We start from the raw sequence: 23,120 nt of genomic DNA, 5'->3' as shown, positions 1-23,120 counted from the left end.
CCTCTATTTCAGATAGATGCGCAACGCCTTGGCCAGATCCTCGGCACCCTTGCGCCGCGCTTCCGGGTCGGCGGCCTCGCGGACATGATGGGTCAGGTGGGCCTCGATCAGCTCGGCGGTCAGCCCGCCGATCGCGCCCCGCACCGAGGCGACCAGATGCAGGATCTCCCCGCAGGCGCGTTCGGACTCCACGGCGCGTTCGATCGCTTCGATCTGTCCCTTCAGCCGCCGGATGCGCGCGATCAGCGCGGATTTGTCCTGGGGCGTGTGCAGATGTGACATGGCTGGCTCGGACTTGTGGCTATAGGGGTATGGGTATCCCAGTCGCCGCGTCTCGGCAAGCCTGGCGCCCCGCCTTGGATGCTCCGCCCGCCCCTTGCCCGCTTGCCCGCCTTTCAGCAGGCCTCGTCCGACAGGCGCTGGCGCAGGTCGGTCTTGAGCACCTTGCCATAGGCGTTCCGGGGCAGTTCGGCCACGAAGCGATAGTGTTTCGGCCGCTTGAACCGTGCGATCTGCGACAGGCACAGCGCGTCGAGCGCGGCGGGATCGGCCGTCATCCCCGGACGCGCCACGACGAAGGCCACGACCTCCTCGCCCCATTCGGGGGAAGGCTGCCCAACCACGGCGCATTCCTGCACCGCCGGATGGGTTGCCAGGATGTCCTCGACCTCGCGCGGGTAGATGTTCGAGCCGCCCGAGATGATCACATCCTTCGAGCGGTCCTGAAGCGTCAGATAGCCGTCCGCATCCAGCACGCCGATATCGCCGGTCATCAGCCAGCCATCGCGCAGGGTGCGGGCGGTGGCGGCGGGGTTCTGCCAATAGCCGGGCATGACCGGGGCGCCGCGCACCATGATCTCGCCCAGCGATCCGGGGGGCAGGGGGTGGCCGTCGGCGTCGGCCACGGCGACCTCGACCGCCGATTGCGCCCGCCCGACCGAGCCCAGACGGTCGCGCCAGCGCGGATGGCTGCGGTCGGTGATCTCGGCGCGCGACAGGGCGGTGATGGCCATCGGGCATTCGCCCTGCCCGTAGATATGCACGAAGCGCGGACCCAGGCAGGCGACGGCGTCTTCGATGTCGGCGCGATACATCGGCCCGCCCCCATAGACGATGGTCTTGAGGCCGGTGCCGTCGGCGCCGGTGCGCCGCGCCTCGTCGACCAGGCGGCGCACCATGGTCGGCGCCATGAACATCGACAAGGGGCCCATGCGGCGCGCGGTCTCCAGCGTCTCGGCGGGGTCGAAGCCCGCGCTTTCGGGGCAGATGTGGCGTGCCCCGCAGCGGACATGGATCGGCGCATAGAGCCCCGCGCCATGGCTCATCGGCGCGGCGTAATAGGCGCCGTCCGCGGGCGCGACCGGATCGACGTCGAGCGGATAGCACAGCGAGGTCGCCGCCAGCATCCCATGCGTGATCTGCACGCCCTTGGGCCGCCCCGTTGTCCCCGAGGTGTAGAACAGCCAGGCCAGATCCTCGGGGCGGCGCGGGACGGGCGGCACATCCGCCCCGCCGCCCAGCGCGGCAAAGCCGGGCGTGGTGGTGTCGAGCGTCTCGACCGGGCTTTCCGCCGCCAGCGCCGCGCCCGGATCGGGGGTGATGAGCGCCAGCCGCGCGCCGCTGTTGTCGACGATCCAGGCGGCTTCGCGGCCGTGCAGCTTGGCGTTGATCGGCACCGCCGCTGCGCCTGCCATCCAGATGCCATGAAGCCCGATCAGATATTCGGGCGCGTTCTTCATGAAGATCGCCACCCGGTCGCCCGGCGCGATCCCGCGTGCGGCCAGCATTGCGGCCAGCGCGCCCGCGCGGTCCAGAAAGCCCACGTAATCGGCCAGGCATTCGGTGCCGCGAAAGAGCGCGGGCGCCTGCGGGGTGGCGCGCGCCGTGCGCCGCAGCCATTCGGCAATGTTCATCGCGCCCCCTCCCCGGTGCCGGTCGGGGGGCGTGATGCGTCGGGGCGCCGGCTGCACGGGCGCTGGCCGCACAGGGGTCGGCGTTCGATGATGTCGCGCATGGTGTTCCTCCTCTTCCCGAGGGGGATCATGTCGCAGACGCGGGCCGTCGCGCCAGACCGTAGAACTACCTAATCCTTGCATGGCGCGCGGGGGCGGGCATCATTCGGACATGGAGTTCGAGACCCTTGCCATTCAGCACGCGCCCATCGGTATCGCCCTGACCGAGCGCCGGATCATCCGCGCCTGCAACCCCGCCTTCGCGGCGATCTTCGGAGCGGCGGGCGGCGGCGGGGCGACAGAGGTCTTTGCCGACATGGACCTGATGCGGCTCTATCCCAGTGCCGAGGATTATCACCGCATCGGCGCCGAGGGGCTGGCGCGGATGCGGGCGGACCCGCTCTATCTGGATGAGCGGGTCATGCGCCGGCTCGATGGCGCGCTGTTCTGGTGCCGGGTGCGCGGGCGCAGCCTGAGCGCGCCCGACCCCTTCGACCGCGCGGTCTGGACCTTTGCCGACATGTCGGCCGAGCGCCCGGTTCTGGACCTCAGCCCACGCGAGAGGGTGGTGGCGATGCGCACCTGTCAGGGCCAGACCGCCAAGGAGATCGCGCGCGATCTGGGCTTGTCGCATCGCACGGTCGAGCAGCATCGCGCGCGGCTCTTTCGCAAGGCGGGCGCGGCCAACAAGGCCGAATTCGTGGCCTTCTTCATGGGGATGGCGTCGGGGCCGGCGCGGGCGCGGGGGCCGGATCCGGCGGACAGGCCGGGGGGCTGACGCCTTCGGGCAGGGGCATCACCTCGATCGGGCCGGGAAAGCCGCCCGAGACGGGTTCCAGCCGCGCCCTCATCGCGGGGGTGGCGCGCATCGTGCCGTCGTCCGAGATGACCAGCACCGCCCCGACCCCCATCGCCGCGGCGACGGCGGGCCAGTCCTGCGCGCCCGCCACCCCCAGCGCGGTGGCCGCCGCATCGGCGCGCGCGCCGTTCGTGTCCAGCACCGAGACCGAGACGATCCCCTGCACCGGCTGGCCCTTGCGCGGATCGAGGATATGCGAGAAACGCACCCCGCCCGCCTCGAGGAAGCGTTCGTAATTGCCCGAGGTATGGAGCGCCTCGCCGGGGCGGAGCGACAGCGCCGCGACCACGCCCCATTGGAACGGATCGCGGATCGCCACGCGCCAGGGCCGGGCGCCGTGCTGCCCGATCACCTGCACGCCGCCGCCGGCGTTCAGCACCGCATCCGACACGCCCGCCGCACGCAGATCCGCGGCGGCCAGATCAAGCGCTGCCCCCTTGGCATAGGCGCCAAGATCGAGCTGCACCGCCGGGTTCGTGGAGCGCACCACGTTGCCGTCGATGCGCAGGTCGGTCATGCGGGGATGGCGCGCGACAAGGGCGGCGATGGTCGCGGCGGGGGGCGGGTCGCCTTCGGGGGGCGTGTCGGCGTGAAAGCCCCAGGCCTCGACCAGCGCCCCGATCGCGGGATCGAACAGCCCGCCGCTGGCGCAGGACAGATCGCGCCCCTGTCGCAGCACGCGGGCCAGCGCGTCATCGACGGTGAAGGGGCGGCCCGCGGCGATGGCGGCGTTCAGGTCTTCCAGCAGGCCCGGCCGCCAGGCGTGCCAGTCGCGGTGGATCGTCTGGAGATGCGCGCCCACATCGGCAATGGCGGCGCGGGCCTCGGCCTCGGGCGTGCCGTGGATTTCCACCTCGACCAGCGTGCCGAAGAGATAGAGCGTCTCGCGCGTGTCGGGGACGGGGCGCAGCGCGCGCACCCCGGCCACCAGCCCCGCCGCCACAAGGACCACGAGGGCCAGCCGCAGAAGGGGCCGGCGCGGGATCATGTCCCGCAGGTCGGGCCGCGGCCGGCGGCGGACCGAAGGCCCGAGAGAGAACCGGCGGGATAAACGGCCTCGACCCGGAAGGCGGTGCGGAAATCCTCGTGCCGTTCGGCGCGCGCCAGCGGGATCAGCGCCACGCCCAGCGCCGCCAGGCAGGTCAGCGCCACCCAGATATCGGGCAGGTTGAAGGCCAACCCGGCCGCGGCGGCCAGCACCACGCCCAGCGCCGGCAGCAGATAGGCCAGGCTCGCCGCGGCCAGGAAATCATTGCCCTCGAGCGAGACCTCGACCTCGTCGCCGGGGCGCACGGCGAGGCCCGGCGGGCGCGCGATCTCGATCGTCTCGGCGCGCGCGCCTTCGTTCAGCGCCGCCGCGCCACAGCTCTTGCGTGCGGCGCAGGCGGCGCAGCCGGCGGCCCGGTCGGCCGCCAGATGCAGCCGCTCGCCCCGCACGGCCACGACCCGCAGCCGTTCGCTGAGCGCCCGCGTCCGCAGGTCGTCGCCGCAGCCGGTGCCGGGGGCGGTCATTTCCGGCTCAGGCGTCGAGCGGGATGATCGCGTCGGCGGTGCAGATGCTCAGGCATTGCGGCATGTCGGCCTCGCCCTCGCATTCGTTGCAGGCCTCGGCGTTGATGGCATAGAGGCCCTTCCTGGGGCTGATCGCATTGGTCGGGCAAACCGGCTCGCAATCGCCGCAGGCGGTGCACATGTCGGTGGAAATCGTCATGGCCATGGGGGGTGTCCTTTCTTCGGGATGCGCGGGCGGCCTGCCCGCAGGGGAGAGGGGGGCCGTAAGCGTCCGGTCAGCCCGGATGCACCTTCACCGCGCCACCCATGACGCGGCATTGACAGGCAAGGCGGTCGTCCTTGCCGGCCAGGTTTTCCTGAAGCACCCGCAGTTCCAGCGCCGTGGGCTCGGACAGGTTCTCGGCGCCCTCGACGACATGGGTCAGACAGGTGCCGCAATCGCCTTCGCGGCAGCCGTAGGTGATGCCCGAGCCGACCTTCTCGGACATCTCGATGATCCGCGTGCCCGGCGGCACGTTGACCGTGATGGAGACATCGGTGAACGTCAGTGTGGCCTTTTCCATCTTTGGTCCTTTCTCTCGATCATCGTGCGGCAAGTTCGGTCAGCCCAATCTCGCGCGGGGCGGCCCGGCCGGTCAGATGCGCGGCAAGTCGCCGCCCGAAGTCGCGCGCGTCCTCGAGCTGCGCCTCCGAGGGGTGCAGCTTCACCTTCAGCCCCGGTTCGGGCAGGCGCATCTGGAGCCCCTGGAGCCGGGCCTCGACATTGCGCACGGCCTCGCCCGACCAGCCGAACGAGCCGAAGACCGCGCCCAGCTTGCCGCGGGTCTCGATGTCGACCAGCTTGGCCAGCAGTTCCCAGACCGCGCGGGCGGCGTCGTTGTTGATCGTGGGCGTGCCGATGACGATGCCGTCGGCATGTTCGATCAGATCGACGAAGGGGCTGAGCTCGCCCCCCTCCAGATCGAACAGCGACACGCGCACGCCGGGTTCCTCGGCCGCGCCGTCCAGCACCGCCTGCGCCATCCGCGCAGTGGCGCCATGTGCGCTGACATAAAGGATTGCCAGCGTCTTGTCGGTGCCGGTGCCGAAGGAATGGCGCGGCTCGCTCAGGCGGCGATACTGGCGCAGGTAGCGGGCGGGTTCTGTGCGCAGGACCGGCCCGTGCGAGGGCGCGATCATCGCCGGATCGAGCGGTTCGAGCAGATCCAGCGCCGCCACGACCGAGCTGCGGAACGGCCGCATCAGCCGGTCATAGTAATGTTCGAAGGAAAAGCGGAAATCGCCCACCAGATCGTCGAACAGGCGCCCGTCGCAATAATGGCTGCCGAACAGGTCGCAGGTGAACAGCAGCCGCGCATCCCCCAGCCAGGTGCATTGCGTATCCGGCCAGTGGACGTTGGGGGTGTTGTAGAAGTCCAGCACCCGGTCGCCCAGATCGGCGCTGTGCCCGGTGGTCACCGGCGCGATGTCATATTTGGCGAAATCCGCCCCCAGCAGCGCGCGCAGCGTCTGGAGCCCGCGCGGCGAGCACTGCACCCGCGCCCCCGGCGCGCGGCGCAGTAATTCGGGCAGGGCGCCGGAATGGTCGGGCTCGAGGTGGTTGAGCACGATCACCTTGATCTCGTCATAGCGCGCGCAGGCCTCGAGCCGGGCAAAGAATTCGTCGGCGTAATCGGCGTCCACGGTGTCGATGATCGCCACACCCGCGGCGCCGCGCACGGCATAGGCATTGTAGCTGGTGCCGCCGGCGGTCTTCATCAGCGCGTCGAAGCTGCGCAGAACCGGATCGAGCGCACCGATCCACTGCACGCCCGGCGCGATCTCGACCGGGCCGGCCGGCGCGAAGGCGGGGGTCGGGGCAGAACCTGGGACAGCGGCGGTCACGGCATTCTCCTGTGGCTGCGGGCGCATGGCGCCGGCGTTCGGATCTGATCAAGCAGGTTTCGTGCCAATCGCGGGGCGCGCCGCCGGGCGCCTGCTGCGCCGGGCAGGCGGGTGTCCGGGGCGCTGTCGGCGGGTTTGTCCAGGGCGTGCCCTGGCGCATTTTCCCTGTCGGACGTGCGGCTTGTGGCAAACGGGCCCTACATTGTCGCAAACACGACACGCCCTGCGTCGGCTGTGCGGGGGGATGTGCGGCTTGTGTCGGGGCGGCATGGCTGGGGCGTCCGATGGCTGGGGTGTCCGTGTGATCCCGCGCGCGCCCGCCCGCACGCATGCCCGCGCGGTGCGCGCCCGAGTCATTCATGGAAACGGGCATGGAAACGGGCATGGAATTGGGCGCGGGTCGGGGTGGATGCGGGAATTTTCCGTGGCGCGCCAAGGCTGCGCCGGGCCGATGGCATGGTTCATGCTTGCGTCATTGGTGTGGGCCCTTGCGCCGGGCGCAGGGCCGCGAACCAGTCCGGGGACCGTGATGCACGACTTCTTCCTGATCCTGCTGAGCACCGCGCTCGTCAACAATGTGGTGCTGGTCAAGTTCCTCGGGCTGTGCCCGTTCATGGGCGTGTCGCGCAAGACCGACGCGGCCATCGGCATGGGGCTGGCCACGACCTTCGTGCTGACGCTGGCGGCCGGCAGCAGCTGGCTGGTCGAGACGCTGATCCTCGAGCCGATGGACCTGGGATTCCTGCGCATCCTCAGCCTGATCCTGGTCATCGCCGCGATCGTGCAATTCATCGAAACGGTGCTGCGCAAGGTCTCGCCGGGGCTGAACAAGGCGCTGGGGATCTATCTGCCGCTGATCACCACCAATTGCGCCGTTCTCGGGGTGGCGCTTCTGAACATCCAGGAGGGCCACGGCCTGGCCTCGAGCCTGCTCTACGGGTTCGGCTCGGCCGCGGGCTTCACCATCGTCCTGGTCATCTTTGCCGGCATGCGCGAGCGGCTGGCCCAGCTTTCGGTGCCCACGCCCTTTGCGGGGGCGCCTATCGCCTTTGTCGCTGCCGGTCTCCTGTCGATGGCCTTCATGGGCTTCGCCGGGCTGGTGCCGAACTGAGGTCGGAAAGGAACGCATGTCATGATCGAAGCCGCTGCCTCCATGTCCGCCCTGGGCCTTGGCCTCGGCCTCCTGCTGGGGGTCGCCGCCCGGCGCTTCCACGTCGAGACCCCGCCCATCATCGACGAGATCGACGGCATCCTGCCCGGCACCAATTGCGGCGCCTGCGGCTATCCCGGCTGCCGCGGCCTGGCCGAGGCCATGGCCGAGGGCACCGCGCCGGTCACCGCCTGCACGCCGGGCGGGCGCGATGTGGCGCTGCAACTGGCCGAGATCGTCGATCCCGGCGGTGACGGGGATGCGGCGCTGTCGGACATGGCCGATGAGGAACCCCATGTCGCCTTCATCTTCGAGGACCATTGCACCGGCTGCATGAAGTGCTTCAAGCGTTGCCCGACCGATGCGATCATCGGCGCCAACAAGCAGATCCACACCGTCATCGTGGATGCCTGCATCGGCTGCGACGCCTGCGTCGAGGTCTGCCCCACCGAAGCCATCGTGATCCGCGCCAAGCCCAGAACCCTCAAGAGCTGGTACTGGGAGAAACCGCAGCCGAAATTCGGTGCGGGCGCCGAGGAGTATCCGGCATGACCCTTCCTTCCATCGCCTCGCTGTTGCGCCCGTCGCAATATTTCACCGTCCGCGGGGGCGTGCACCCCGAGACGCGCAAGAACCTCAGTTCGGAAAGCGCGATCGAGGACATGCCGATCCCGTCGCTGCTGCGCATCCCGCTGCAACAGCATATCGGCGCCGAGGCCGAACCCATGGTCAAGCGCGACGACCACGTCCTGAAGGGGCAGCTGATCGGCAAGGCGCGCGGGCCGGTGTCGGCCAACATCCATGCGCCCACCTCGGGCCGGGTCATTGCGGTCGGCCATTTCGCGGCGCCGCACCCGTCGGCGCTGCCGGTGCCCACGATCACCATCCGCCCCGACGGCGAGGACACCTGGGGTCCGCGCCTGCCGCGCCTGCGCCCCGAGAATGCGACCCCCGAGGAGATCGCCGCGCAGGTGGCCGAGGCCGGCATCGTCGGCATGGGCGGCGCCACCTTCCCGGCGGCGGTCAAGCTGAACCTGCGCGCGCGCTATGATCTGCACACGCTGGTCATCAATGGCGCCGAATGCGAGCCCTACCTGACCTGCGATGACCGGCTGATGCGCGAGCGCGCCGAGGACATCTATGACGGCATCGGCATCATGGCCCGCGCGCTGGGGGTTCGTCAGATCGTCGTGGCGATCGAATCGAACAAGCCGCAGGCGATCGCGGCCATGCAGCAGTTCGACCGCGCGCTGGGCATTCCGTCGCGGGTCCAGGTGGTGCCGACGCAATATCCGATGGGCTCGGAGAAACATCTGGTCAAGACCATCACCGGCCGCGAGACCCCGGCCCGTGCGCTGACCGCCGATCTGGGCGTGGTGGTGCATAACGCCGGCACCGCCCATGCCGTCCACCTGGCCGTGCGCTATGGCGAGCCGCTGATCTCGCGCGTGGTGACGGTCTCGGGCCGGGGCGTGAAGCGTCCGGCCAATGTGCGCGTGCTGATCGGCACGCCGGTGGCCGAGGTGCTGGAGCATTGCGGCGGCCTGGTCGAAGATCCCGACCGGCTGCTTCTGGGCGGGCCGATGATGGGCCAGCCGATCCAGAACCGCCGCGTGCCGGTGGTCAAGGGCACCAGCGGCATCCTGGCGCTGACCGCCGCCGAGACGCCCGACCGCGACACGATGCCCTGCATCCGCTGCGGGCGCTGCGCGCAGGGCTGTCCGGTGGGGCTGACGCCGTTCGAGCTGAATGCCCGTATCCAGTCGGGGGATCTGGAGGGCGCGGTCAAGATCGGGCTTCTGGATTGCCTGACCTGCGGCTGCTGTTCCTTCGCCTGTCCGTCGAATATCCCGCTGGTGCAGACGATCCACTATGCCAAGGGCAAGCTGGCCGAAGAGGAAGGCCGCCGCCACCAGCAGGAGGAGGCCAAGCGTCTGGCCGCCGCCCGCAAGGCGCGCGAGGAAGCCGCCGCCGAGGCCAAGCGGCAGATGATGGCCAAGCGCAAGGCCGAGATGGCCGCCAAGAAGAAACGCGAGGCCGAGGCCGCCGCCCGCGCCGCATCGGCCGAGACCCCGCCGGATCAGGCCCCAACGAGCCAGCCCCAGACCGCTCAGGCCGAATCCACCCGTGACGGAGGTGCCACGCAATGACCGCGCCCATGCTTGCCTCGGGTCCGCATACGCATACGCGCTTCACCGTCTCGCGCACCATGCTGACGGTCAGCGTGGCGCTGGCGCCGGCGACGCTGTTCGGCCTCTATCAATTCGGCTGGCCGGCAATCTTCCTGTTCCTGGTCACGGTGATCTCGGCCTGGGTGTTCGAGGTGGCCTGCCTGTGGATCGCCGGCAAGCCGATCGGCCCCTTTGCGCGCGACGGCTCGGCCATTCTGACCGGCTGGCTGGTGGCGATGACGCTGCCGCCCTATGCGCCCTGGTGGGTGGGGATGCTGGGGGCGGGGATCGCCATCATCATTGCCAAGCACATGTTCGGCGGGCTGGGGCAGAACCTGTTCAACCCGGCCATGGTGGCGCGGGCGATGCTGCTGGTGGCGCTGCCGGTCCACATGACGACCTGGGTGCCGCCCGTGGGTATTCTGGACGGGCCCGACATCTGGCAGGCGCTGGCGATCACCTTCGCCGGGTCGCAGGAATATGACGTGGTCTCCAGCGCCTCGACGCTGAGCCACATGAAAAGCCAGCTGGGCGCCGGCGCCACGATGTCCGAGATCATGCCCGGCCTTGCGGATCTCGAGGCGCGGATGATCGGCCTGGTGCCGGGCAGTCTGGGCGAGACCAGCACCGGCCTGCTGTTGCTGGGCGGGCTGCTGCTGGTGGGGATGCGGATCATCACCCCGGTGATCCCGCTGGCGGTGCTGGGCACGATCGCGGGGCTGGCGGCGCTGACGTCCTTTGTGGCGCCCGACCGCTACGCGCCGCCGATCCTGCATCTGACGGCCGGGTCCACCATGCTGTGCGCCTTCTTCATTGCCACCGATTACGTGACCTCGCCGGTCACCGCGGCGGGCAAGCTGATCTATGGCGTCGCCATCGGGGCGCTGGTCTTCGTGATCCGCACCTGGGGCGCCTTCCCCGAGGGGGTGGCCTTTGCGGTGCTGCTGATGAACGCCTGCACGCCGCTGATCGAAACCTATGTGCGCCCGCGCGTCTTCGGGCGCACCCGGACCGGCAAGCCGCTTCCGGTCAAGAAGAGCAAGTCCCCGCGCGGAGAGAAGAAATGACCAAGGACGCCCCCGCCGAAAAGACCCGCCGCAGCCTGGGCGACCGGCTGGCCGCGCTGAAGAGCGCGCCGCCCGTCCTTGGGCTGATGCTGGGGCTCTTCTCGCTGATCGCGGCGCTGGCGCTGGCCTGGGTCAATGAGGCGACGCGCGCGCCGATCGCGGCCCGCACGGCCGAGGATCTGGTGGCGTCGCTCGAACAGGTGATCCCGCCCGCGCTGCACGAGAACGACCCCACCGCCGATGCGCGCGTGATCGAGGATGCCGCGGAAGGGCCGGTCCGGGTCTATGTGGCCACGCAAGGCGCGGCGGTCTCGGGGCTGGCGTTCGAGCTGGTGGGCTATGGCTACGGCGGCGCGATCCACGTCCTGATGGGGATGGCGCCCGACGGATCGATCCTGGGGGTGCGGGTGCTCTCGCATACCGAAACGCCGGGTCTGGGCGACAAGATCGAGGCCGCCAAGGGCGACTGGATCGACGGCTTTGCCGGCCGTTCGCTGGGCGATCCCGCGCCCGAGGGCTGGAAGGTCAAGCGCGACGGCGGCATCTTCGATCAGTTCTCGGGGGCCACGATCACGCCGCGCGCGGTGGTGGCCACGATCTACCGCGGACTTGAGTTCTTTGCCCGCAACCGCGCGGCGCTGACCGCGCCCATTCCCGCGAAATCCTGACGGAGGAGACGGTCCATGTCCAACACCTACGCCAAGATTGCCCGCGACGGGATCTGGGACAAGAACATCGTCTTCGGCCAGCTTCTGGCGCTGTGTCCGGCGCTGGCCATCACCGGCACCGCCACCAACGGGCTGGGCCTGGGGATCGCCTCGACGGCGGTGCTCATTGCCTCGAACGTGCTGATCTCGGCCTTGCGCAAGGTGATCGCGCCGGAAATCCGCATCCCGGTCTTCGTGCTGGTCATCGCCTGTCTGGTGACGGTGGTGGACCTGGCGCTGAACGCCTGGGCGCATGACCTGCACAAGGTTCTGGGCCTGTTCATCGCGCTGATCGTGACCAACTGCGCCATCCTGGGCCGCGCCGAGGCCTTTGCCTCGCGCAACGGGGTGCTGGTCTCGGCCTTCGACGGGCTGATGATGGGGATCGGCTTCACCATCGCGCTGGTGGTCGTGGGCGCGCTGCGCGAGGTGGTGGGGTCGGGCACGCTGTTTGCCCAGGCCTCGGTGCTGCTGGGGGCGCAATTCTCCTTCATGGAGATCACGGTGTTCCACGATTACCCGGGCTTCCTGCTGGCGATCCTGCCGCCGGGGGGCTTCATCCTGGTGGGGCTGCTTCTTGCGCTCAAGACCATCATCGACCGGCGCAAGCCCAGCCTGGAACAGGAGATCAAGGACCGCCGCGGCGAGCGTGTCTTCACCGCCGCCGGCCTGCTGACGCCGAAACTCGACGCGGGAGAGGACGAATGATCGTGGGTGTCGCCTATGCCAAGCCGACCGTGCAGGTCTGGAAGAACGTCGATGTCCCCGAGGGCGCGACCGCGCGCGACGCGATCGAACGGTCGGGCCTTCTGGCGCAATTCCCCGAGATCGACCTCGAGGTCAACAAGGTCGGGATCTTCGGGGCGATCTGCAAGCTCGAGAAGCCGCTGAACGAAGGTGATCGGGTCGAGATCTATCGCCCCATCCACCCCGAAGCCGAACTGCTGGAAAAGAAACGCTGAGACCGGGCAAGGGCCGCGGCCCGATCCCGCCCCGCAAGGAGTCATCGCCATGCACCACAGCCTGAGCCGCCGTCATTTCACCCTCGGCCTTGCCGCCCTGTCCGCGCTGGGCACGGCCGGGGGGCTGGCCCTGCGCCTGGATCCCGGTGCCCGCGCCATCGTCGTGGGGGGCGGTCCCGCGGGGGCCGAGGCCGCGCTGACGCTGGCCGCGGCCAACCCGCGCGCCTCGGTGCTGCTGGTCGAACGCGATCCCGCGCGGCTGGCGCGTGCCGCGGCGCCGGTGGCGGCCTTTGCCCCGCCGCAGGCCGATGTCACGCTGTCGGCGCTGCGCGCGGCGGGTGTCGAGGTGGTGCTGGACGATGTGACCGGGGTGGATTGGACGGCGGCGCGGTTGGCGCTGTTCAGCGGGCGGTCGCTGGCCTTCGACCGGCTGGTGATGGCGCCCGGTACCGCGCCGCGCCCCGAGACGATCGCGGGGCTGGATGCGCGGACGCGTCACGAATGGCCCGCCGCCTGGGGCAGCGCGCGCGAGGCGCGGCGGCTGTCAGCCCAACTGGCGGCCCTGCCCGAGGGGGGCCATGTCGTGCTGCGTCTGCCCGCCGAGGTCAGCCATCCGCAGGTCGCGCTGGCGCGTGCGGTGACGCTGGCGGGGGCGGTGGCGGCGCGGCCGCGCGCGCGGCTGACGGTGCTGGACGCGACCGGCACTGACCGGCTGGCCCGCGCCTTTGCGGATGTTGTTCCCGCGGGCGCCACGGTCGCCTGGCATGGGGCGGGCAAGGGCGGTGTCGTGCGCGCCGTCGATGCGCGCCGCGGTCTGATCGAGACCGACGCCGGGGCGCTGCGCGCCGATGTGGTGAACTTTGTCCCGCCGCTGATGGCGGGCGCCATCGCGCAGGGGGCGGGGCTTGCCGATGCCAGCGGCTGGTGTCCCTGCGATGGGCAGGGCCGCTCGGATCTGCGCACGGCCGCGCTGGTTCTGGGCGACGCGCGCAAGGCGGCGCGGCGCACCCTGGCCGACGCGCGGCGCTCGGCGCAGGTGCTGGCCGGCTGATTGCCCGCCGCACCGTGGATTGTCAGCGCCGCTGCACGCGATGGCGCAGCCAGATCGTGCCGCGCGCCAGCGTTTCCGCCGAGATCAGCTGAAGCGTGCGGGCCTGCTGCGGGGCAGGCTGGTCATAGATCGCGCGGGCGCCGCCTTCGCCGTCGATCAGCGGCGCGATCAGGGTGCTGGTCTCGTCGATCAGATCGGCGGCCAGAAAGGCGCCGTTGAGCGTGCCGCCCCCCTCGAGCAGGAGGCGCCGCACCCCGAAATGCGCGCCGATCCGCGCCAGCGCGCCACTCAGGTCATTGCCCTCGGGCCCGGTCGACACGACCGACACCCCGCGCGCGGCCAGATCCGCGACATGGGTGCGTGCGACCCGATCCGACAGCGCCAGCACCAGGTGATCCCCGTCCAGATCGCCGCTTTCGGGCCGAAGCCGCCCGTCGCGGTCGAAGGCGATGCCCAGCGAACACCCGGCGCGCGGGGCGAGATGATCGGGCCAGGGCGCCGGGGTGTCGGCCAGCGCGGGCGCGCCCTCGGGCAGATAATGCGCCATCGTGCGCCGCCCCGCGATCCAGCCGTCGGCGCCCAGACGCGCGGCGGCCGGGTCGTAGATCTCCAGTAACTCGGGCTCGCTCCAGGGCCAGCGGTCGGGCACCAGCCGCCCGTCGAGCGTGGTGATCATGTGACAGATGATATGCGGTCGGGTCATGGCGGGCCTTTGGTCGGATGCGCGCCCTGACGCGAAGGCGCCGGGCAGCGATCCGCTGACCCTAGGCCGATGCGGTCGGGCCCGGAATGCCCGATCCCCGCATGGACCCACACGGCCACCTTATGACAGCTTGCACATTTGCTGAACATGACGCTGCCTAAAGCAAGGCAGGACTGGCTGTTTTCAGTGTTAAAGAGCGCCGGATCATTGCGCTGTGCGAGCGCAGCGTTCTTGAAAATGTCGCCTAGGGGCAGGTTCCGAGCTCAATGATGGGCCCCTCCCGCATACCAATCCTGATGCGCGAACGCGTGACAGTAGGGGCAATTGAAGGCGTTAAGATCAAGCGACGGCGGGTCGTTCTTCATGGCAACTCGCTGATGCTGGAAACCGCCCAAGCCATAGCATGGCACACAGGGAGATGGAACAAAGGGCGCACACTGAACCTTCTGGGCGACTGTTCGCAGCCGGGAGCAACACGGTTCGCGCACAGAATATCGAGTTAAATCAAAGAGAAAATGGTGACCCCGACAGGATTCGAACCTGTAACCTGTCCCTTAGGAGGGGACTGCTCTATCCAGTTGAGCCACGGGGCCAGCCACGGTGGACCCGCCACCGACAGGCAGAATTCTTTAGCAGGCGCGGGGGCGGGGGGGGGGGGGGGGGGGGGGGGGGGGGGGGGGGGGGGGGGGGGGGGGGGGGGGCCGACATGCGAAAGGGGCCGCGACACGGGCGGCCCCTTCCGAAAGCTCGGGGAAACGGATCAGCGTTTCGAGAACTGGAACGAGCGGCGGGCTTTCGCCTTGCCGTATTTCTTCCGTTCGACGACGCGCGAGTCGCGGGTCAGGAAGCCGGCGGCTTTCAGCGCGCCACGCAGCGACGGTTCATAGAGTTGCAGCGCGCGCGAGATGCCGTGCTTGACCGCACCGGCCTGGCCCGACAGCCCGCCGCCGGTCACGGTGGCGTAGACGTCGAACTGGCCTTCGACATTGGCCACCTGGAACGGCTGACGCAGGATCATCTGAAGCACCGGACGCGCGAAATAGGCGTCCATGTCCTTGCCGTTGACGGTAACCTTGCCGGTGCCGGGCTTGACCCAGACGCGGGCGACGGCATCCTTGCGCTTGCCGGTGGCATAGGCGCGGCCCAGCGCGTCACGCTGCGGTTCGCGGGCGGGCGCGTCGGACGCCGCCGGGGTGCCTGCCACCGCCGACTTCAGATCGTCGAGGGATTTGAGTTCTTCGGCCATCTCTTACGCGCTCCGGGTGTTCTTCGGGTTCATCGACTTGACGTCGAGGACTTCGGGCTGCTGAGCCTCATGCGGATGCTCGGCGCCGGCATAGACGCGCAGGTTCGACATCTGCTGGCGGCCCAGACGGTTGCGCGAGATCATGCGCTCGACCGCCTTGATGACCACACGCTCGGGATGCGCCCCCTCGAGGATCTGACGCGCGGTGCGCGACTTGATCCCGCCCGGGTGGCCGGTGTGCCAGTAGTAACGCTTGTCTTCACGCTTGGTGCCGGTCATCTGCACCTTGTCGGCGTTGATGACGATCACGTTGTCGCCCATGTCCATGTGCGGCGTGTAGGTGGGCTTGTGCTTGCCCCGCAGGCGCATGGCGACGATCGTGGCGAGGCGGCCCAGAACGACGCCCTCGGCGTCGATCAGGATCCACTTCTTCTCGATCTCCGCCGGTTTCGCGGTATAGGTTTTCATCGGTCTTTCGCCCTTTGGTAGGCTGATGCTTTTCGGATGCGGGCTTATCCGAGATTTCCGGTGCGAAATCAAGCCTTGCAAGCCGCGCTTTTCCCTTTTCTGTCAATGCCTTGAAAAATAGGTTTCTAAATACCCCATGCGCAACCCCTTCAAATCAGGGGCTCATGCGGTCTTCGGCGGAATCGAATAGGTCAGCGACGCACGGGCCAGCGGCGGCCCGCCCTGCTCGGGCACGATCAGCACATCCCCCACCGCCAGCCGTTTGCCCAGCTTCAGAAGCCGTGCCTGCGCGACAAGATCCGTGGCGGCCTCGGGCTTGCGCAAAAAGTCGATGCTGGCATTTGTGGTCACCGCCAGCGCCACCGGCCCGATCCGGGCCAGGATCGCCAGATAGACCGCCACGTCGGCCAGCGCAAAGAGCGTGGGCCCCGAAACGGTGCCGCCGGGCCGAAGATGCGCCTCGCGCGGAAGAAGGACGACCTCGACCCCGTCCTCGGTCACCGCGCGCACGGTGAAATCGGGGGCCACCTGCGGGAAGGCCTCCTCGAGAAAGCTGTTCAGCCGCGCCACGTCCATCTGTGTCATGTCGGTCCTCTCCCCCCCAACGCGCTATCGGGCGCGCCATCCTGCACGGGCAGGCCTTCAATGGCGTTGCCTGTCCTCCCCCGGCCCGCATAGGCTTGCGCCAAAGGGGAGGAGTTTCAATGGAAGATCTGGTGATCCGTGCGGACCACGGGGCGGTTGCGCATCTGACGATGAATGCGCCGGACAAGCTGAATGCGCTGTCGGATGCGATGCTGGCGGCGCTGAAGGCGCAGCTGGGGGCGCTGGCCGAGGACGGCGGCATTCGCGCGGTGGTGATCCGCGGCGCGGGCAAGGCCTTCTGCGCGGGCCATGACCTCAAGGAGATGCAGGCGGGCCGCCAGGCCGAGGACGGCGGGCGGGCCTATTTCGCCGCTCTCTTCGCGCGCTGCGCCGAGGTGATGCAGATGATCCCGGCCCTGCCGCAGCCGGTGATCGCCGAGGCCCACGGCATCGCCACCGCGGCGGGCTGCCAGCTGGTGGCCAGCTGCGATCTGGCCGTGGCGGCCGAGGGCACGCGCTTTGGCGTCAACGGGGTGAACATCGGGCTGTTCTGTTCGACGCCGATGGTCGCGCTTAGCCGCAACGTGCCGCGCAAGGTGGCCTTCGAGATGCTGAGCACGGGCGAATTCATCGACGCCACCCGCGCCCGCGAGGTGGGTCTGGTCAACCGGGTCGTGCCGCCGGGGGCCCTGCGCGCCGAAACCGACCGGCTGGCGCAGACGCTGGCGCAGAAGCTGAACCCGGCGCTGCGGATCGGCAAGCGCGCCTTCTACGAACAGGCGGGCAAGGATCTGGCCGCGGCCTATGACTATGCCGGGGCGGTGATGGTCGAGAACATGATGTGGCGCGACACCGCCGAGGGCGTGCAGGCCTTCATCGAGAAACGCGCTCCCGATTGGGCCTGAGCGGGCAGGTCGGACGCCCTAGCCCCAGGCGGCCAGGGCGGGGAAGGTCTCGAGCAGCCAGAAGCTGAAGGCCGACATCCCGCCCGTGGCCAGCGCCAGCCCGACCAGGATCAGCAGCACGCCCATCACCCGCTCGATCAGCCGCATGTGAGGCTTGAGCCGGGTCATCAGCGTCATGGCGCGGCTGATGAAGGCCGCCGCCAGCAGGAAGGGCAACCCAAGCCCCAGCGCATAGATCCCCAGAAGCGCGGTGCCGCGGGTGGTGTCGCCCGCGGTGGCCGCCAGCGACAGGATCATGCCCAGCTGCGGGCCGATGCAGGGCGTCCAGCCGAAGGCGAAGGCCAGCCCCAGCACATAGGCGCCAAGCGCGGTTCCGCCCTTGGTGCCGACGTCCAGACGGGCCTCGCGGTCCAGAAGCGGGATGCGGTAAAGGCCCACGAAATGCAGCCCCAGCCCGATCACCACCAGCCCCGAGATCAGCGACAATGTCTCGCGGTGGCCCAGAACCAGCCGCCCCAGGCTCGAGGCGGCAAAGCCCAGGAACAGGAAGACGGTCGAGAGGCCCAGCACGAAGAAGGCCGCCGGCAGGAGCGCGCGCGCGCGTCCACCGCGCAGTTCCGAGACCGAGACCCCGCCGATATAGGCCAGATAGGGCGGCACGATCGGCAGCACGCAGGGCGAGAGAAAGGACAGGATACCCGACCACAGCGCGATCGCGGCGGCGGAGAGGAAGGCCCCATCGGACAGGGTGCTGGCGGCGTCGATTCCGAACATGCCCGCAGGCTTAGCCCATCCGCCGGGCGCCGTCACCCTGCGCCGGCAGGGGTGCGCGCTCACGCCCGCTCACATGCTTGGGATAGCGGCGCGCGGGCGGGGCGCGGGATGGACAACGCGCCGCCGCCGCCCTAGAGCAGCGGGCATGGAGATCGCGGCTGAAATAGATGCGCGCGGGTTGCTGTGCCCGCTTCCGGTGCTGCGCCTGCGCAAGGTGCTGGCCGCCCAGGCGCCCGGTGCCATCGTGCGCCTGATCGCCACGGACGGGGCCTCGTGGATCGACGTCCCGCATTTCTGCGCCACCGACGGACACGAGTTGCTTTCGGCCCGCGATGACGGCGACACGAAGACCTATCTGGTGCGCCGCGCGCCCTGACGGGCGCCGGCTGTCGGACCTGGGCGCGGCGCGGCTCAGAATTTCCGGGTGATGCCGCGCGCGACGAAATTGTCGATGGCGGCCGCGGCCTTCGGGTGAAGGCCGGGATATTTGACCCAGACATCGTTGGGCGGGGCCGTGTCGAACAGGACGCCATCCTGGTTGCCCAGATATTCGCGTGCGACGATCTCGTTCTGCTCGGCAACGGCGTCCAGGATGTCGCGGCGAACCTGCGGCGGCACCAAGTATTTCAGTTCCGGCGGATCGGGGTTCTCGCGCGAATACAGGGCGAGCAGCCTGAGCACCTTGAAATGCTCGGCCGAGATGCGCTGCTCGTTTGGCCCGTGCTGAAGCCAGGAAAGACAATCCTGGCTGAGGCGCTCGTTCGCGCGCGGGCCGATTTCGTACCCGGAGAAGTCGGTTTCGCCGATCTGCGCAAGAAAGCTCTTCTCGACCGGTTGCATGCCCGATTTCGGCTCGAACACGGACACCATGATATTCTGCTTGCCGAAGACCTCCGCCCAGCGACCCAGAACGTCGGCGTAGCGCATGGCCGGCATCAGGTCGTTGACGTTCGCGGGCCAGGGTTGCCGCTTGAAGAATCCGGTCCTGATGTTGTCGCGCACGGCGGATTCGAACCATTCATCCTGGCGACGCAGCGCAACCATGATGCGCAGATCGAACCCGTCGAACAGCTTCCGCACCAGAGCCGGCTCGACGGTCCCGTAATAGAAGGCCTCGGAGCTGAGGACCACGGCCCGGTGGCGCCGGGGCGCGATCTCGGCCTTCAGCCGGGCGATCATGTCGGCCGGATCCATGGGGACGATCCAGTTGATCGGCTGGCGGGAGCAGGCGCCCGCGAACGGATGGTGGGCGGTATGCTGCAAGCCCGCAAGCGGATAGAGGATGCCGCGCGCATCCAGGGCGGCGCGGTTGCGGTTCATGAAGCTCTGGATGGAGGTCGTCGCGCTCTTGGGCTGGCCGATATGCAAATAAACTGGCGGGTTCATTGACATCTCCAGAGTGATGCGGGGCGTGCCGCGTGCGGCGTCTCATGGTTTCTTGCGCGTTCTTACCAGTGCGCCCAAGGGGCAGCAACCCGACCGCGCCGTGCGCGCGGGCCTTTCCCTTCGGGGTTCGGTCGACTAGATAGGCCCAAACGCGATCCCGCAGGAGAGTTTGACATGGCCTCGTATCAATACGTCTATCACATGGACGGCGTCTCCAAGACCTATCCCGGCGGCAAGAAGTGCTTCGAGAACATCCGGCTGAACTTCTTGCCGGGGGTGAAGATCGGGGTCGTCGGCGTCAACGGCGCGGGGAAATCCACGCTTCTGCGCATCATGGCCGGGATCGACAAGGATTTCACCGGCGAAGCCTGGGCGGCCAAGGGCGCGCGCGTGGGCTACCTGCCGCAGGAACCCCAGCTGGATGAAAGCCTTGACGTGCGCGGCAACGTCATGCTGGGCGTGGCCGCCAAGCGCGCCAAGCTGGAACGCTATAACGAACTGGCGATGAATTATTCCGACGAGACCGCCGACGAGATGGCGCGTCTTCAGGATGAGATCGACGCCGAGAACCTGTGGGATCTGGACAGCCAGGTCGACGTGGCGATGGAGGCCCTGCGCTGCCCGCCCGATGACGCCGATGTCAGCACCCTGTCGGGGGGTGAACGCCGTCGGGTGGCGCTGTGCAAGCTGCTGCTCGAGGCGCCGGACATGCTGCTTCTGGACGAACCGACCAACCACCTCGACGCCGAAACCATTGCCTGGCTGCAAAAGCACCTGATCGAATATCAGGGCACGATCCTGATCGTCACCCACGACCGCTACTTCCTGGATGACATCACCGGCTGGATCCTGGAGCTCGACCGCGGCCGCGGTGTCCCCTACGAGGGGAATTATTCCAGCTGGCTTGAGCAGAAGGCCAAGCGGCTGGAGCAGGAAGCCCGCGAGGACAAGGCCCGCCAGAAGGTTCTGGAGAAGGAGCTTGAGTGGATCCGTTCGGGCGCCAAGGCCCGTCAGGCCAAGCAGAAGGCGCGGATCAACGCCTATGAGGAAATGGCCAGCCAGTCCGAGCGCGAGAAGATGTCCCGCGCCCAGATCATCATCCCCAACGGCCCGCGTCTGGGTCAGAAGGTGATCGAGGTCGAGGGCCTGTCCAAGCATTTCGGCGACAAGCAGTTGATGGAGAACCTGTCCTTCAGCCTGCCGCCGGGGGGCATTGTCGGCGTCATCGGCCCGAACGGCGCGGGGAAATCCACGCTGTTCCGGATGCTGACCGGCCACGAGACCCCCGACCAGGGCACCATCACCTTTGGCGATACGGTGAAGCTGGCCTATGTCGACCAGTCGCGCGATGCGCTCGATCCCGACAAGACCGTCTGGGAGGAAATCTCGGGCGGGGCCGAGCAGATCGAACTGGGCGACGCGCAGATGAACAGCCGCGCCTATTGCGGGGCGTTCAACTTCAAGGGCGGCGACCAGCAGAAGAAGGTGGGTCTGCTGTCGGGCGGGGAACGCAACCGCGTGCACATGGCCAAGCTGCTGAAATCGGGCGGCAACGTGCTGCTGCTGGACGAACCGACCAACGACCTGGACGTCGAGACGCTTCAGGCGCTGGAGGCCGCGCTCGACGATTTCGCGGGCTGCGCGGTCATCATCTCGCACGACCGCTTCTTCCTGGACCGGCTGTGCACGCATATCCTGGCCTTCGAGGGCGAAGCCCATGTCGAATGGTTCGAGGGCAACTTCGAGGCCTATGAACAGGACAAGATCCGCCGGCTGGGCCCGGATGCGGTCGAGCCCAAGCGCGTCAAATACAAGAAGTTCACCCGCTGACCCCTGCGGGGCCCCGGTGCCGGGACCGGTGTCGGGGCCCCTCTGCCCGCCGTCATGCAAGCTTCATTTGCGCGGGGCGCACGGGTTTCGTAAGCCTTTGCCATGAAGCTTGGCGCACTGCTCTCCGACCGTGATGTTTCCGGCCGATTCGGGCCGTGCCTGCGCATTGGCCCGGCGCCTGCCGCCGCGGGGCGCCGATGAGCGCCGCCCCTCTCTCCCCAAGCCCGCTGCGCGCCTATGGCGCCGTCACCGCCGCCTATTGGGCGTTCATGCTGTCGGATGGCGCGCTGCGGATGCTGGTGCTGTTGCATTTCAACGGCCTGGGCTTTTCACCCGTGCAGCTGGCCTGGCTGTTCCTGCTCTACGAGATCGCGGGGATCGCGACCAATCTGGCCGCGGGCTGGCTGGCGGCGCGCTTCGGGCTGGCGGCCACGCTCTATGGTGGGCTGGGCCTCCAGATCGGGGCGCTGGTGGCGCTGGCGCAACTGGACCCCGGCTGGTCCATCCCGGCCTCGGTCGTCTTCGTGATGGCGGTGCAGGGTGTGTCCGGCGTGGCCAAGGATCTGGCCAAGATGTCGTCGAAATCGGCGGTCAAGCTTCTGGCGCCGTCGGCCGAGGGCGGCCTTTTCCGCTGGGTGGCGGCGCTGACGGGCTCGAAGAACGCGGTCAAGGGCCTGGGCTTCTTCCTGGGCGCGGCGCTCCTTGGGCTGGCGGGGTTCAAGGCGGCGGTCTGGGGGATGGCGGCGGTGCTGGCGCTGATCCTGCTGGCGGTGGTGCTGTTCCTGCCTGCGGGCCTGCCGGGGCGGATGAAGGGCGCGGACAGCTGGTCGGGCTGGCGGTCGACGGATGCGCGGGTCAACCGGCTCAGCCTGGCGCGGATGTTCCTGTTCGGCGCGCGCGATGTCTGGTTCGTCGTCGGCATCCCGATCTATTTCCACGCGGTCCTGTCGGACGGCACCGCCGAGGGGCGGCGCGAGGCCTTCTTCCTGGTGGGCGGTTTCATGGCGGTCTGGATCATCGCCTATGGGCTGGTGCAGGCCGCCGCGCCCCGCCTTCTGGACGCGCGCCGCCGCTCGGAACCCGAGATCGCCCGTGCCGCGGTTCGCTGGGCGGGGTGGCTGGTGCCGATCCCCTTCGTGCTGGCGCTGGCGGCCTGGGCGGCCGACGGGCCCGCGCCCTGGCTGACCGGGCTTCTGGTGGTGGGGCTGCTTCTCTTCGGCTTCGTCTTCGCGGTGAATTCCTCGATCCATTCCTACCTGATCCTGGCCTTCGGCGCGGCCGAGCGGATCACCCGCGACGTGGGGTTCTATTACATGGCCAATGCGGCGGGGCGGCTTCTCGGCACGCTCCTGTCGGGGCTGAGCTACCAGGCGGGCGGTCTGCCGCTGTGCCTGGCCACGGCCGGGGCGATGGCGGGGGCCAGCTGGCTGTCCGCACGCCGCCTGATCCGCGCCTGAGGCCCCCGCAGCCCGGGATTCGCCGGGCCTGTCTGCTGATTCCTGTTTGGTGCGTGGGTCTTTGTGGCGGGCACTTGGGCTTTTTGCGGGGGCCCGCATCTAGATGTGGTGTCCGGCGTGCTGCCGCTGCCATATTTAGTGTTGTGTGAGTATTGGGCGAAAAAATTGGGATGAAAGTGCGAAAGGGGGGTTGCGGAGTTTGTCGTGGGTCCGTAAATAGCCCCTCACCGACGCAGCGGACGCAGCGACGGGGCGCGGAAAGGGCCGCAAGGCACTGGAAGCAAACGGAAAAAACTGAGACGGGTTGGCGGGTTGCGCTGAAAGAGTTTAGCGCTTCCTGTTGGTTTTGTCTCTATGCTCTTTGACATTATTGGATGCATGAAGGGATATGCGGGCGGTTTGGTCGTTCAGGCGACTGAGGTCTTGCATATCGGCTCTCTAGGGTTTGTTC

26 protein-coding genes and 1 tRNA gene are annotated in these 23,120 nt (G+C 68.7%); 13 read left to right on the top strand and 14 right to left on the bottom strand.

Annotated features, from left to right (window positions below; all coding sequences use genetic code 11):
* Positions 1 to 3: 3 nt before the first annotated feature.
* Together BW949_RS11855 and BW949_RS11850 are read right to left on the bottom strand one after the other, a co-directional pair.
* The gene (locus BW949_RS11855) at positions 4 to 282 is read right to left on the bottom strand and encodes a metal/formaldehyde-sensitive transcriptional repressor (RefSeq protein ID WP_076366370.1); all 279 of its coding nucleotides are present in this window, start codon (positions 280 to 282) and stop codon (positions 4 to 6) included.
* Between the two features lie 113 nt (positions 283 to 395).
* Entirely contained in the window at positions 396 to 1,913 is a 1,518-nt protein-coding gene (locus BW949_RS11850) for a class I adenylate-forming enzyme family protein (RefSeq protein WP_076366369.1), read from the bottom strand.
* A 211-nt stretch (positions 1,914 to 2,124) separates the two neighbouring features.
* Between BW949_RS11850 and BW949_RS11845 the strand changes: the two genes are divergently transcribed.
* Entirely contained in the window at positions 2,125 to 2,730 is a 606-nt protein-coding gene (locus BW949_RS11845; protein ID WP_076366634.1) for a helix-turn-helix transcriptional regulator, read from the top strand.
* Here the strand turns inward: BW949_RS11845 and BW949_RS11840 are convergent.
* The 5 genes from BW949_RS11840 to BW949_RS11820 form a co-directional block, all read right to left on the bottom strand.
* A complete protein-coding gene (locus tag BW949_RS11840) occupies positions 2,663 to 3,799 on the bottom strand; it encodes an FAD:protein FMN transferase (protein ID WP_235816293.1) in 1,137 nt (378 codons plus the stop codon). The genes BW949_RS11845 and BW949_RS11840 overlap by 68 nt on opposite strands.
* Complete coding sequence (locus tag BW949_RS11835; protein WP_076366367.1) at positions 3,796 to 4,323, bottom strand: SoxR reducing system RseC family protein; 528 nt, start codon at positions 4,321 to 4,323, stop codon at positions 3,796 to 3,798. Before BW949_RS11835 ends, BW949_RS11840 begins: the two co-directional genes overlap by 4 nt.
* Before the next feature lie 7 nt (positions 4,324 to 4,330).
* On the bottom strand, positions 4,331 to 4,528 hold the full coding sequence (locus BW949_RS11830; protein WP_076366366.1) for a 4Fe-4S binding protein: 198 nt from the start codon (positions 4,526 to 4,528) through the stop codon (positions 4,331 to 4,333).
* Between the two features lie 70 nt (positions 4,529 to 4,598).
* A complete protein-coding gene (gene fdxC, locus BW949_RS11825; RefSeq protein ID WP_076366364.1) occupies positions 4,599 to 4,886 on the bottom strand; it encodes a ferredoxin FdxC in 288 nt (95 codons plus the stop codon).
* A gap of 19 nt (positions 4,887 to 4,905) precedes the next feature.
* Complete coding sequence (locus tag BW949_RS11820) at positions 4,906 to 6,207, bottom strand: FprA family A-type flavoprotein (RefSeq protein ID WP_076366362.1); 1,302 nt, start codon at positions 6,205 to 6,207, stop codon at positions 4,906 to 4,908.
* A 529-nt stretch (positions 6,208 to 6,736) separates the two neighbouring features.
* On the opposite strand from BW949_RS11820, the gene rsxA reads away from it, so the two are divergent.
* Genes rsxA through BW949_RS11780 form a run of 8 tightly spaced genes read left to right on the top strand, consistent with a single transcriptional unit; the run spans position 6,737 to position 13,315 of the window.
* Entirely contained in the window at positions 6,737 to 7,318 is a 582-nt protein-coding gene (gene rsxA / locus BW949_RS11815; RefSeq protein ID WP_076366360.1) for an electron transport complex subunit RsxA, read from the top strand.
* A gap of 21 nt (positions 7,319 to 7,339) precedes the next feature.
* Positions 7,340 to 7,909: an RnfABCDGE type electron transport complex subunit B gene (locus BW949_RS11810; protein ID WP_076366358.1), complete on the top strand. Its 570-nt coding sequence runs from the start codon at positions 7,340 to 7,342 to the stop codon at positions 7,907 to 7,909.
* Positions 7,906 to 9,507 (top strand): electron transport complex subunit RsxC, encoded by a 1,602-nt coding sequence (gene rsxC / locus BW949_RS11805; RefSeq protein ID WP_076366356.1) that lies wholly within the window; start codon positions 7,906 to 7,908, stop codon positions 9,505 to 9,507. Before BW949_RS11810 ends, rsxC begins: the two co-directional genes overlap by 4 nt.
* The gene (locus BW949_RS11800) at positions 9,504 to 10,595 is read left to right on the top strand and encodes an RnfABCDGE type electron transport complex subunit D (protein ID WP_076366354.1); all 1,092 of its coding nucleotides are present in this window, start codon (positions 9,504 to 9,506) and stop codon (positions 10,593 to 10,595) included. The genes rsxC and BW949_RS11800 overlap by 4 nt, the downstream gene beginning before the upstream one ends.
* Complete coding sequence (rsxG, locus tag BW949_RS11795; protein WP_083947750.1) at positions 10,592 to 11,263, top strand: electron transport complex subunit RsxG; 672 nt, start codon at positions 10,592 to 10,594, stop codon at positions 11,261 to 11,263. The genes BW949_RS11800 and rsxG overlap by 4 nt, the downstream gene beginning before the upstream one ends.
* Positions 11,264 to 11,278: 15 nt before the next feature.
* Positions 11,279 to 12,010, top strand: coding sequence for an electron transport complex subunit E (locus tag BW949_RS11790; protein WP_076366352.1), 732 nt, complete (start codon positions 11,279 to 11,281; stop codon positions 12,008 to 12,010).
* Positions 12,007 to 12,264 carry an RnfH family protein gene (locus BW949_RS11785; protein ID WP_076366350.1) on the top strand — a complete coding sequence of 86 codons (258 nt, stop codon included), beginning with the start codon at positions 12,007 to 12,009 and terminating at the stop codon, positions 12,262 to 12,264. The genes BW949_RS11790 and BW949_RS11785 overlap by 4 nt, the downstream gene beginning before the upstream one ends.
* A gap of 49 nt (positions 12,265 to 12,313) precedes the next feature.
* Complete coding sequence (locus BW949_RS11780) at positions 12,314 to 13,315, top strand: FAD-dependent oxidoreductase (RefSeq protein WP_076366348.1); 1,002 nt, start codon at positions 12,314 to 12,316, stop codon at positions 13,313 to 13,315.
* Between the two features lie 22 nt (positions 13,316 to 13,337).
* On the opposite strand, the gene BW949_RS11775 is transcribed toward BW949_RS11780, so the two are convergent.
* From BW949_RS11775 to BW949_RS11755, 5 genes are all read right to left on the bottom strand, one after another.
* Positions 13,338 to 14,018, bottom strand: a complete 681-nt coding sequence (locus tag BW949_RS11775) for a RibD family protein (protein ID WP_076366346.1) — start codon at positions 14,016 to 14,018, stop codon at positions 13,338 to 13,340.
* A gap of 516 nt (positions 14,019 to 14,534) precedes the next feature.
* Positions 14,535 to 14,611: transfer RNA gene (locus tag BW949_RS11770), tRNA-Arg, on the bottom strand.
* Positions 14,612 to 14,778: 167 nt separating this feature from the next.
* On the bottom strand, positions 14,779 to 15,264 hold the full coding sequence (rpsI, locus tag BW949_RS11765) for a 30S ribosomal protein S9 (RefSeq protein ID WP_076366344.1): 486 nt from the start codon (positions 15,262 to 15,264) through the stop codon (positions 14,779 to 14,781).
* Positions 15,265 to 15,267: 3 nt separating this feature from the next.
* Positions 15,268 to 15,732: a 50S ribosomal protein L13 gene (rplM, locus tag BW949_RS11760; RefSeq protein ID WP_076366342.1), complete on the bottom strand. Its 465-nt coding sequence runs from the start codon at positions 15,730 to 15,732 to the stop codon at positions 15,268 to 15,270.
* A 162-nt stretch (positions 15,733 to 15,894) separates the two neighbouring features.
* Positions 15,895 to 16,317 carry a PaaI family thioesterase gene (locus tag BW949_RS11755; protein WP_076366340.1) on the bottom strand — a complete coding sequence of 141 codons (423 nt, stop codon included), beginning with the start codon at positions 16,315 to 16,317 and terminating at the stop codon, positions 15,895 to 15,897.
* A 119-nt stretch (positions 16,318 to 16,436) separates the two neighbouring features.
* Here BW949_RS11755 and BW949_RS11750 point away from each other — a divergent pair, with 119 nt between their 5' ends.
* Complete coding sequence (locus BW949_RS11750) at positions 16,437 to 17,222, top strand: enoyl-CoA hydratase (protein ID WP_076366338.1); 786 nt, start codon at positions 16,437 to 16,439, stop codon at positions 17,220 to 17,222.
* An 18-nt stretch (positions 17,223 to 17,240) separates the two neighbouring features.
* On the opposite strand, the gene BW949_RS11745 is transcribed toward BW949_RS11750, so the two are convergent.
* Entirely contained in the window at positions 17,241 to 17,996 is a 756-nt protein-coding gene (locus BW949_RS11745) for a cytochrome c biogenesis CcdA family protein (protein WP_076366336.1), read from the bottom strand.
* 145 nt (positions 17,997 to 18,141) lie between these two features.
* On the opposite strand from BW949_RS11745, the gene BW949_RS11740 reads away from it, so the two are divergent.
* Positions 18,142 to 18,372: a sulfurtransferase TusA family protein gene (locus BW949_RS11740; protein ID WP_076366334.1), complete on the top strand. Its 231-nt coding sequence runs from the start codon at positions 18,142 to 18,144 to the stop codon at positions 18,370 to 18,372.
* Between the two features lie 35 nt (positions 18,373 to 18,407).
* Here BW949_RS11740 and BW949_RS11735 read toward each other — a convergent pair whose 3' ends face one another.
* Complete coding sequence (locus tag BW949_RS11735) at positions 18,408 to 19,382, bottom strand: hypothetical protein (protein WP_143524449.1); 975 nt, start codon at positions 19,380 to 19,382, stop codon at positions 18,408 to 18,410.
* Positions 19,383 to 19,556: 174 nt separating this feature from the next.
* Here BW949_RS11735 and ettA point away from each other — a divergent pair, with 174 nt between their 5' ends.
* The gene (gene ettA, locus BW949_RS11730) at positions 19,557 to 21,212 is read left to right on the top strand and encodes an energy-dependent translational throttle protein EttA (protein WP_076366330.1); all 1,656 of its coding nucleotides are present in this window, start codon (positions 19,557 to 19,559) and stop codon (positions 21,210 to 21,212) included.
* A 197-nt stretch (positions 21,213 to 21,409) separates the two neighbouring features.
* The gene (arsJ, locus tag BW949_RS11725; RefSeq protein ID WP_076366328.1) at positions 21,410 to 22,669 is read left to right on the top strand and encodes an organoarsenical effux MFS transporter ArsJ; all 1,260 of its coding nucleotides are present in this window, start codon (positions 21,410 to 21,412) and stop codon (positions 22,667 to 22,669) included.
* The last annotated feature ends 451 nt before the right edge of the window (positions 22,670 to 23,120 follow it).

It is taken from the genome of Phaeovulum vinaykumarii (genome assembly GCF_900156695.1).
In the GTDB taxonomy this organism is placed as follows: Bacteria; Pseudomonadota; Alphaproteobacteria; order Rhodobacterales; family Rhodobacteraceae; genus Bieblia_A; species Bieblia_A vinaykumarii.
This window is presented reverse-complemented; position numbering and strand designations above follow the sequence as displayed.

Excerpts from the sequence above, each read along its gene's own strand:
- BW949_RS11855 (WP_076366370.1), bottom strand. The coding sequence starts at position 282 with ATGTCACATCTGCACACGCCCCAGGACAAATCCGCGCTGATCGCGCGC.
- BW949_RS11840 (WP_235816293.1), bottom strand. The coding sequence starts at position 3,799 with ATGATCCCGCGCCGGCCCCTTCTGCGGCTGGCCCTCGTGGTCCTTGTG.
- fdxC (WP_076366364.1), bottom strand. The coding sequence starts at position 4,886 with ATGGAAAAGGCCACACTGACGTTCACCGATGTCTCCATCACGGTCAAC.
- BW949_RS11735 (WP_143524449.1), bottom strand. The coding sequence starts at position 19,382 with ATGAACCCGCCAGTTTATTTGCATATCGGCCAGCCCAAGAGCGCGACG.
- BW949_RS11785 (WP_076366350.1), top strand. The coding sequence starts at position 12,007 with ATGATCGTGGGTGTCGCCTATGCCAAGCCGACCGTGCAGGTCTGGAAG.
- BW949_RS11835 (WP_076366367.1), bottom strand. The coding sequence starts at position 4,323 with ATGACCGCCCCCGGCACCGGCTGCGGCGACGACCTGCGGACGCGGGCG.
- rsxG (WP_083947750.1), top strand. The coding sequence starts at position 10,592 with ATGACCAAGGACGCCCCCGCCGAAAAGACCCGCCGCAGCCTGGGCGAC.
- rplM (WP_076366342.1), bottom strand. The coding sequence starts at position 15,732 with ATGAAAACCTATACCGCGAAACCGGCGGAGATCGAGAAGAAGTGGATC.
- BW949_RS11845 (WP_076366634.1), top strand. The coding sequence starts at position 2,125 with ATGGAGTTCGAGACCCTTGCCATTCAGCACGCGCCCATCGGTATCGCC.
- BW949_RS11775 (WP_076366346.1), bottom strand. The coding sequence starts at position 14,018 with ATGACCCGACCGCATATCATCTGTCACATGATCACCACGCTCGACGGG.
- BW949_RS11790 (WP_076366352.1), top strand. The coding sequence starts at position 11,279 with ATGTCCAACACCTACGCCAAGATTGCCCGCGACGGGATCTGGGACAAG.
- rsxC (WP_076366356.1), top strand. The coding sequence starts at position 7,906 with ATGACCCTTCCTTCCATCGCCTCGCTGTTGCGCCCGTCGCAATATTTC.
- BW949_RS11850 (WP_076366369.1), bottom strand. The coding sequence starts at position 1,913 with ATGAACATTGCCGAATGGCTGCGGCGCACGGCGCGCGCCACCCCGCAG.
- BW949_RS11740 (WP_076366334.1), top strand. The coding sequence starts at position 18,142 with ATGGAGATCGCGGCTGAAATAGATGCGCGCGGGTTGCTGTGCCCGCTT.
- BW949_RS11755 (WP_076366340.1), bottom strand. The coding sequence starts at position 16,317 with ATGACACAGATGGACGTGGCGCGGCTGAACAGCTTTCTCGAGGAGGCC.
- BW949_RS11780 (WP_076366348.1), top strand. The coding sequence starts at position 12,314 with ATGCACCACAGCCTGAGCCGCCGTCATTTCACCCTCGGCCTTGCCGCC.
- rsxA (WP_076366360.1), top strand. The coding sequence starts at position 6,737 with ATGCACGACTTCTTCCTGATCCTGCTGAGCACCGCGCTCGTCAACAAT.
- ettA (WP_076366330.1), top strand. The coding sequence starts at position 19,557 with ATGGCCTCGTATCAATACGTCTATCACATGGACGGCGTCTCCAAGACC.
- BW949_RS11800 (WP_076366354.1), top strand. The coding sequence starts at position 9,504 with ATGACCGCGCCCATGCTTGCCTCGGGTCCGCATACGCATACGCGCTTC.
- BW949_RS11750 (WP_076366338.1), top strand. The coding sequence starts at position 16,437 with ATGGAAGATCTGGTGATCCGTGCGGACCACGGGGCGGTTGCGCATCTG.
- BW949_RS11810 (WP_076366358.1), top strand. The coding sequence starts at position 7,340 with ATGATCGAAGCCGCTGCCTCCATGTCCGCCCTGGGCCTTGGCCTCGGC.
- BW949_RS11830 (WP_076366366.1), bottom strand. The coding sequence starts at position 4,528 with ATGGCCATGACGATTTCCACCGACATGTGCACCGCCTGCGGCGATTGC.
- arsJ (WP_076366328.1), top strand. The coding sequence starts at position 21,410 with ATGAGCGCCGCCCCTCTCTCCCCAAGCCCGCTGCGCGCCTATGGCGCC.
- BW949_RS11745 (WP_076366336.1), bottom strand. The coding sequence starts at position 17,996 with ATGTTCGGAATCGACGCCGCCAGCACCCTGTCCGATGGGGCCTTCCTC.
- rpsI (WP_076366344.1), bottom strand. The coding sequence starts at position 15,264 with ATGGCCGAAGAACTCAAATCCCTCGACGATCTGAAGTCGGCGGTGGCA.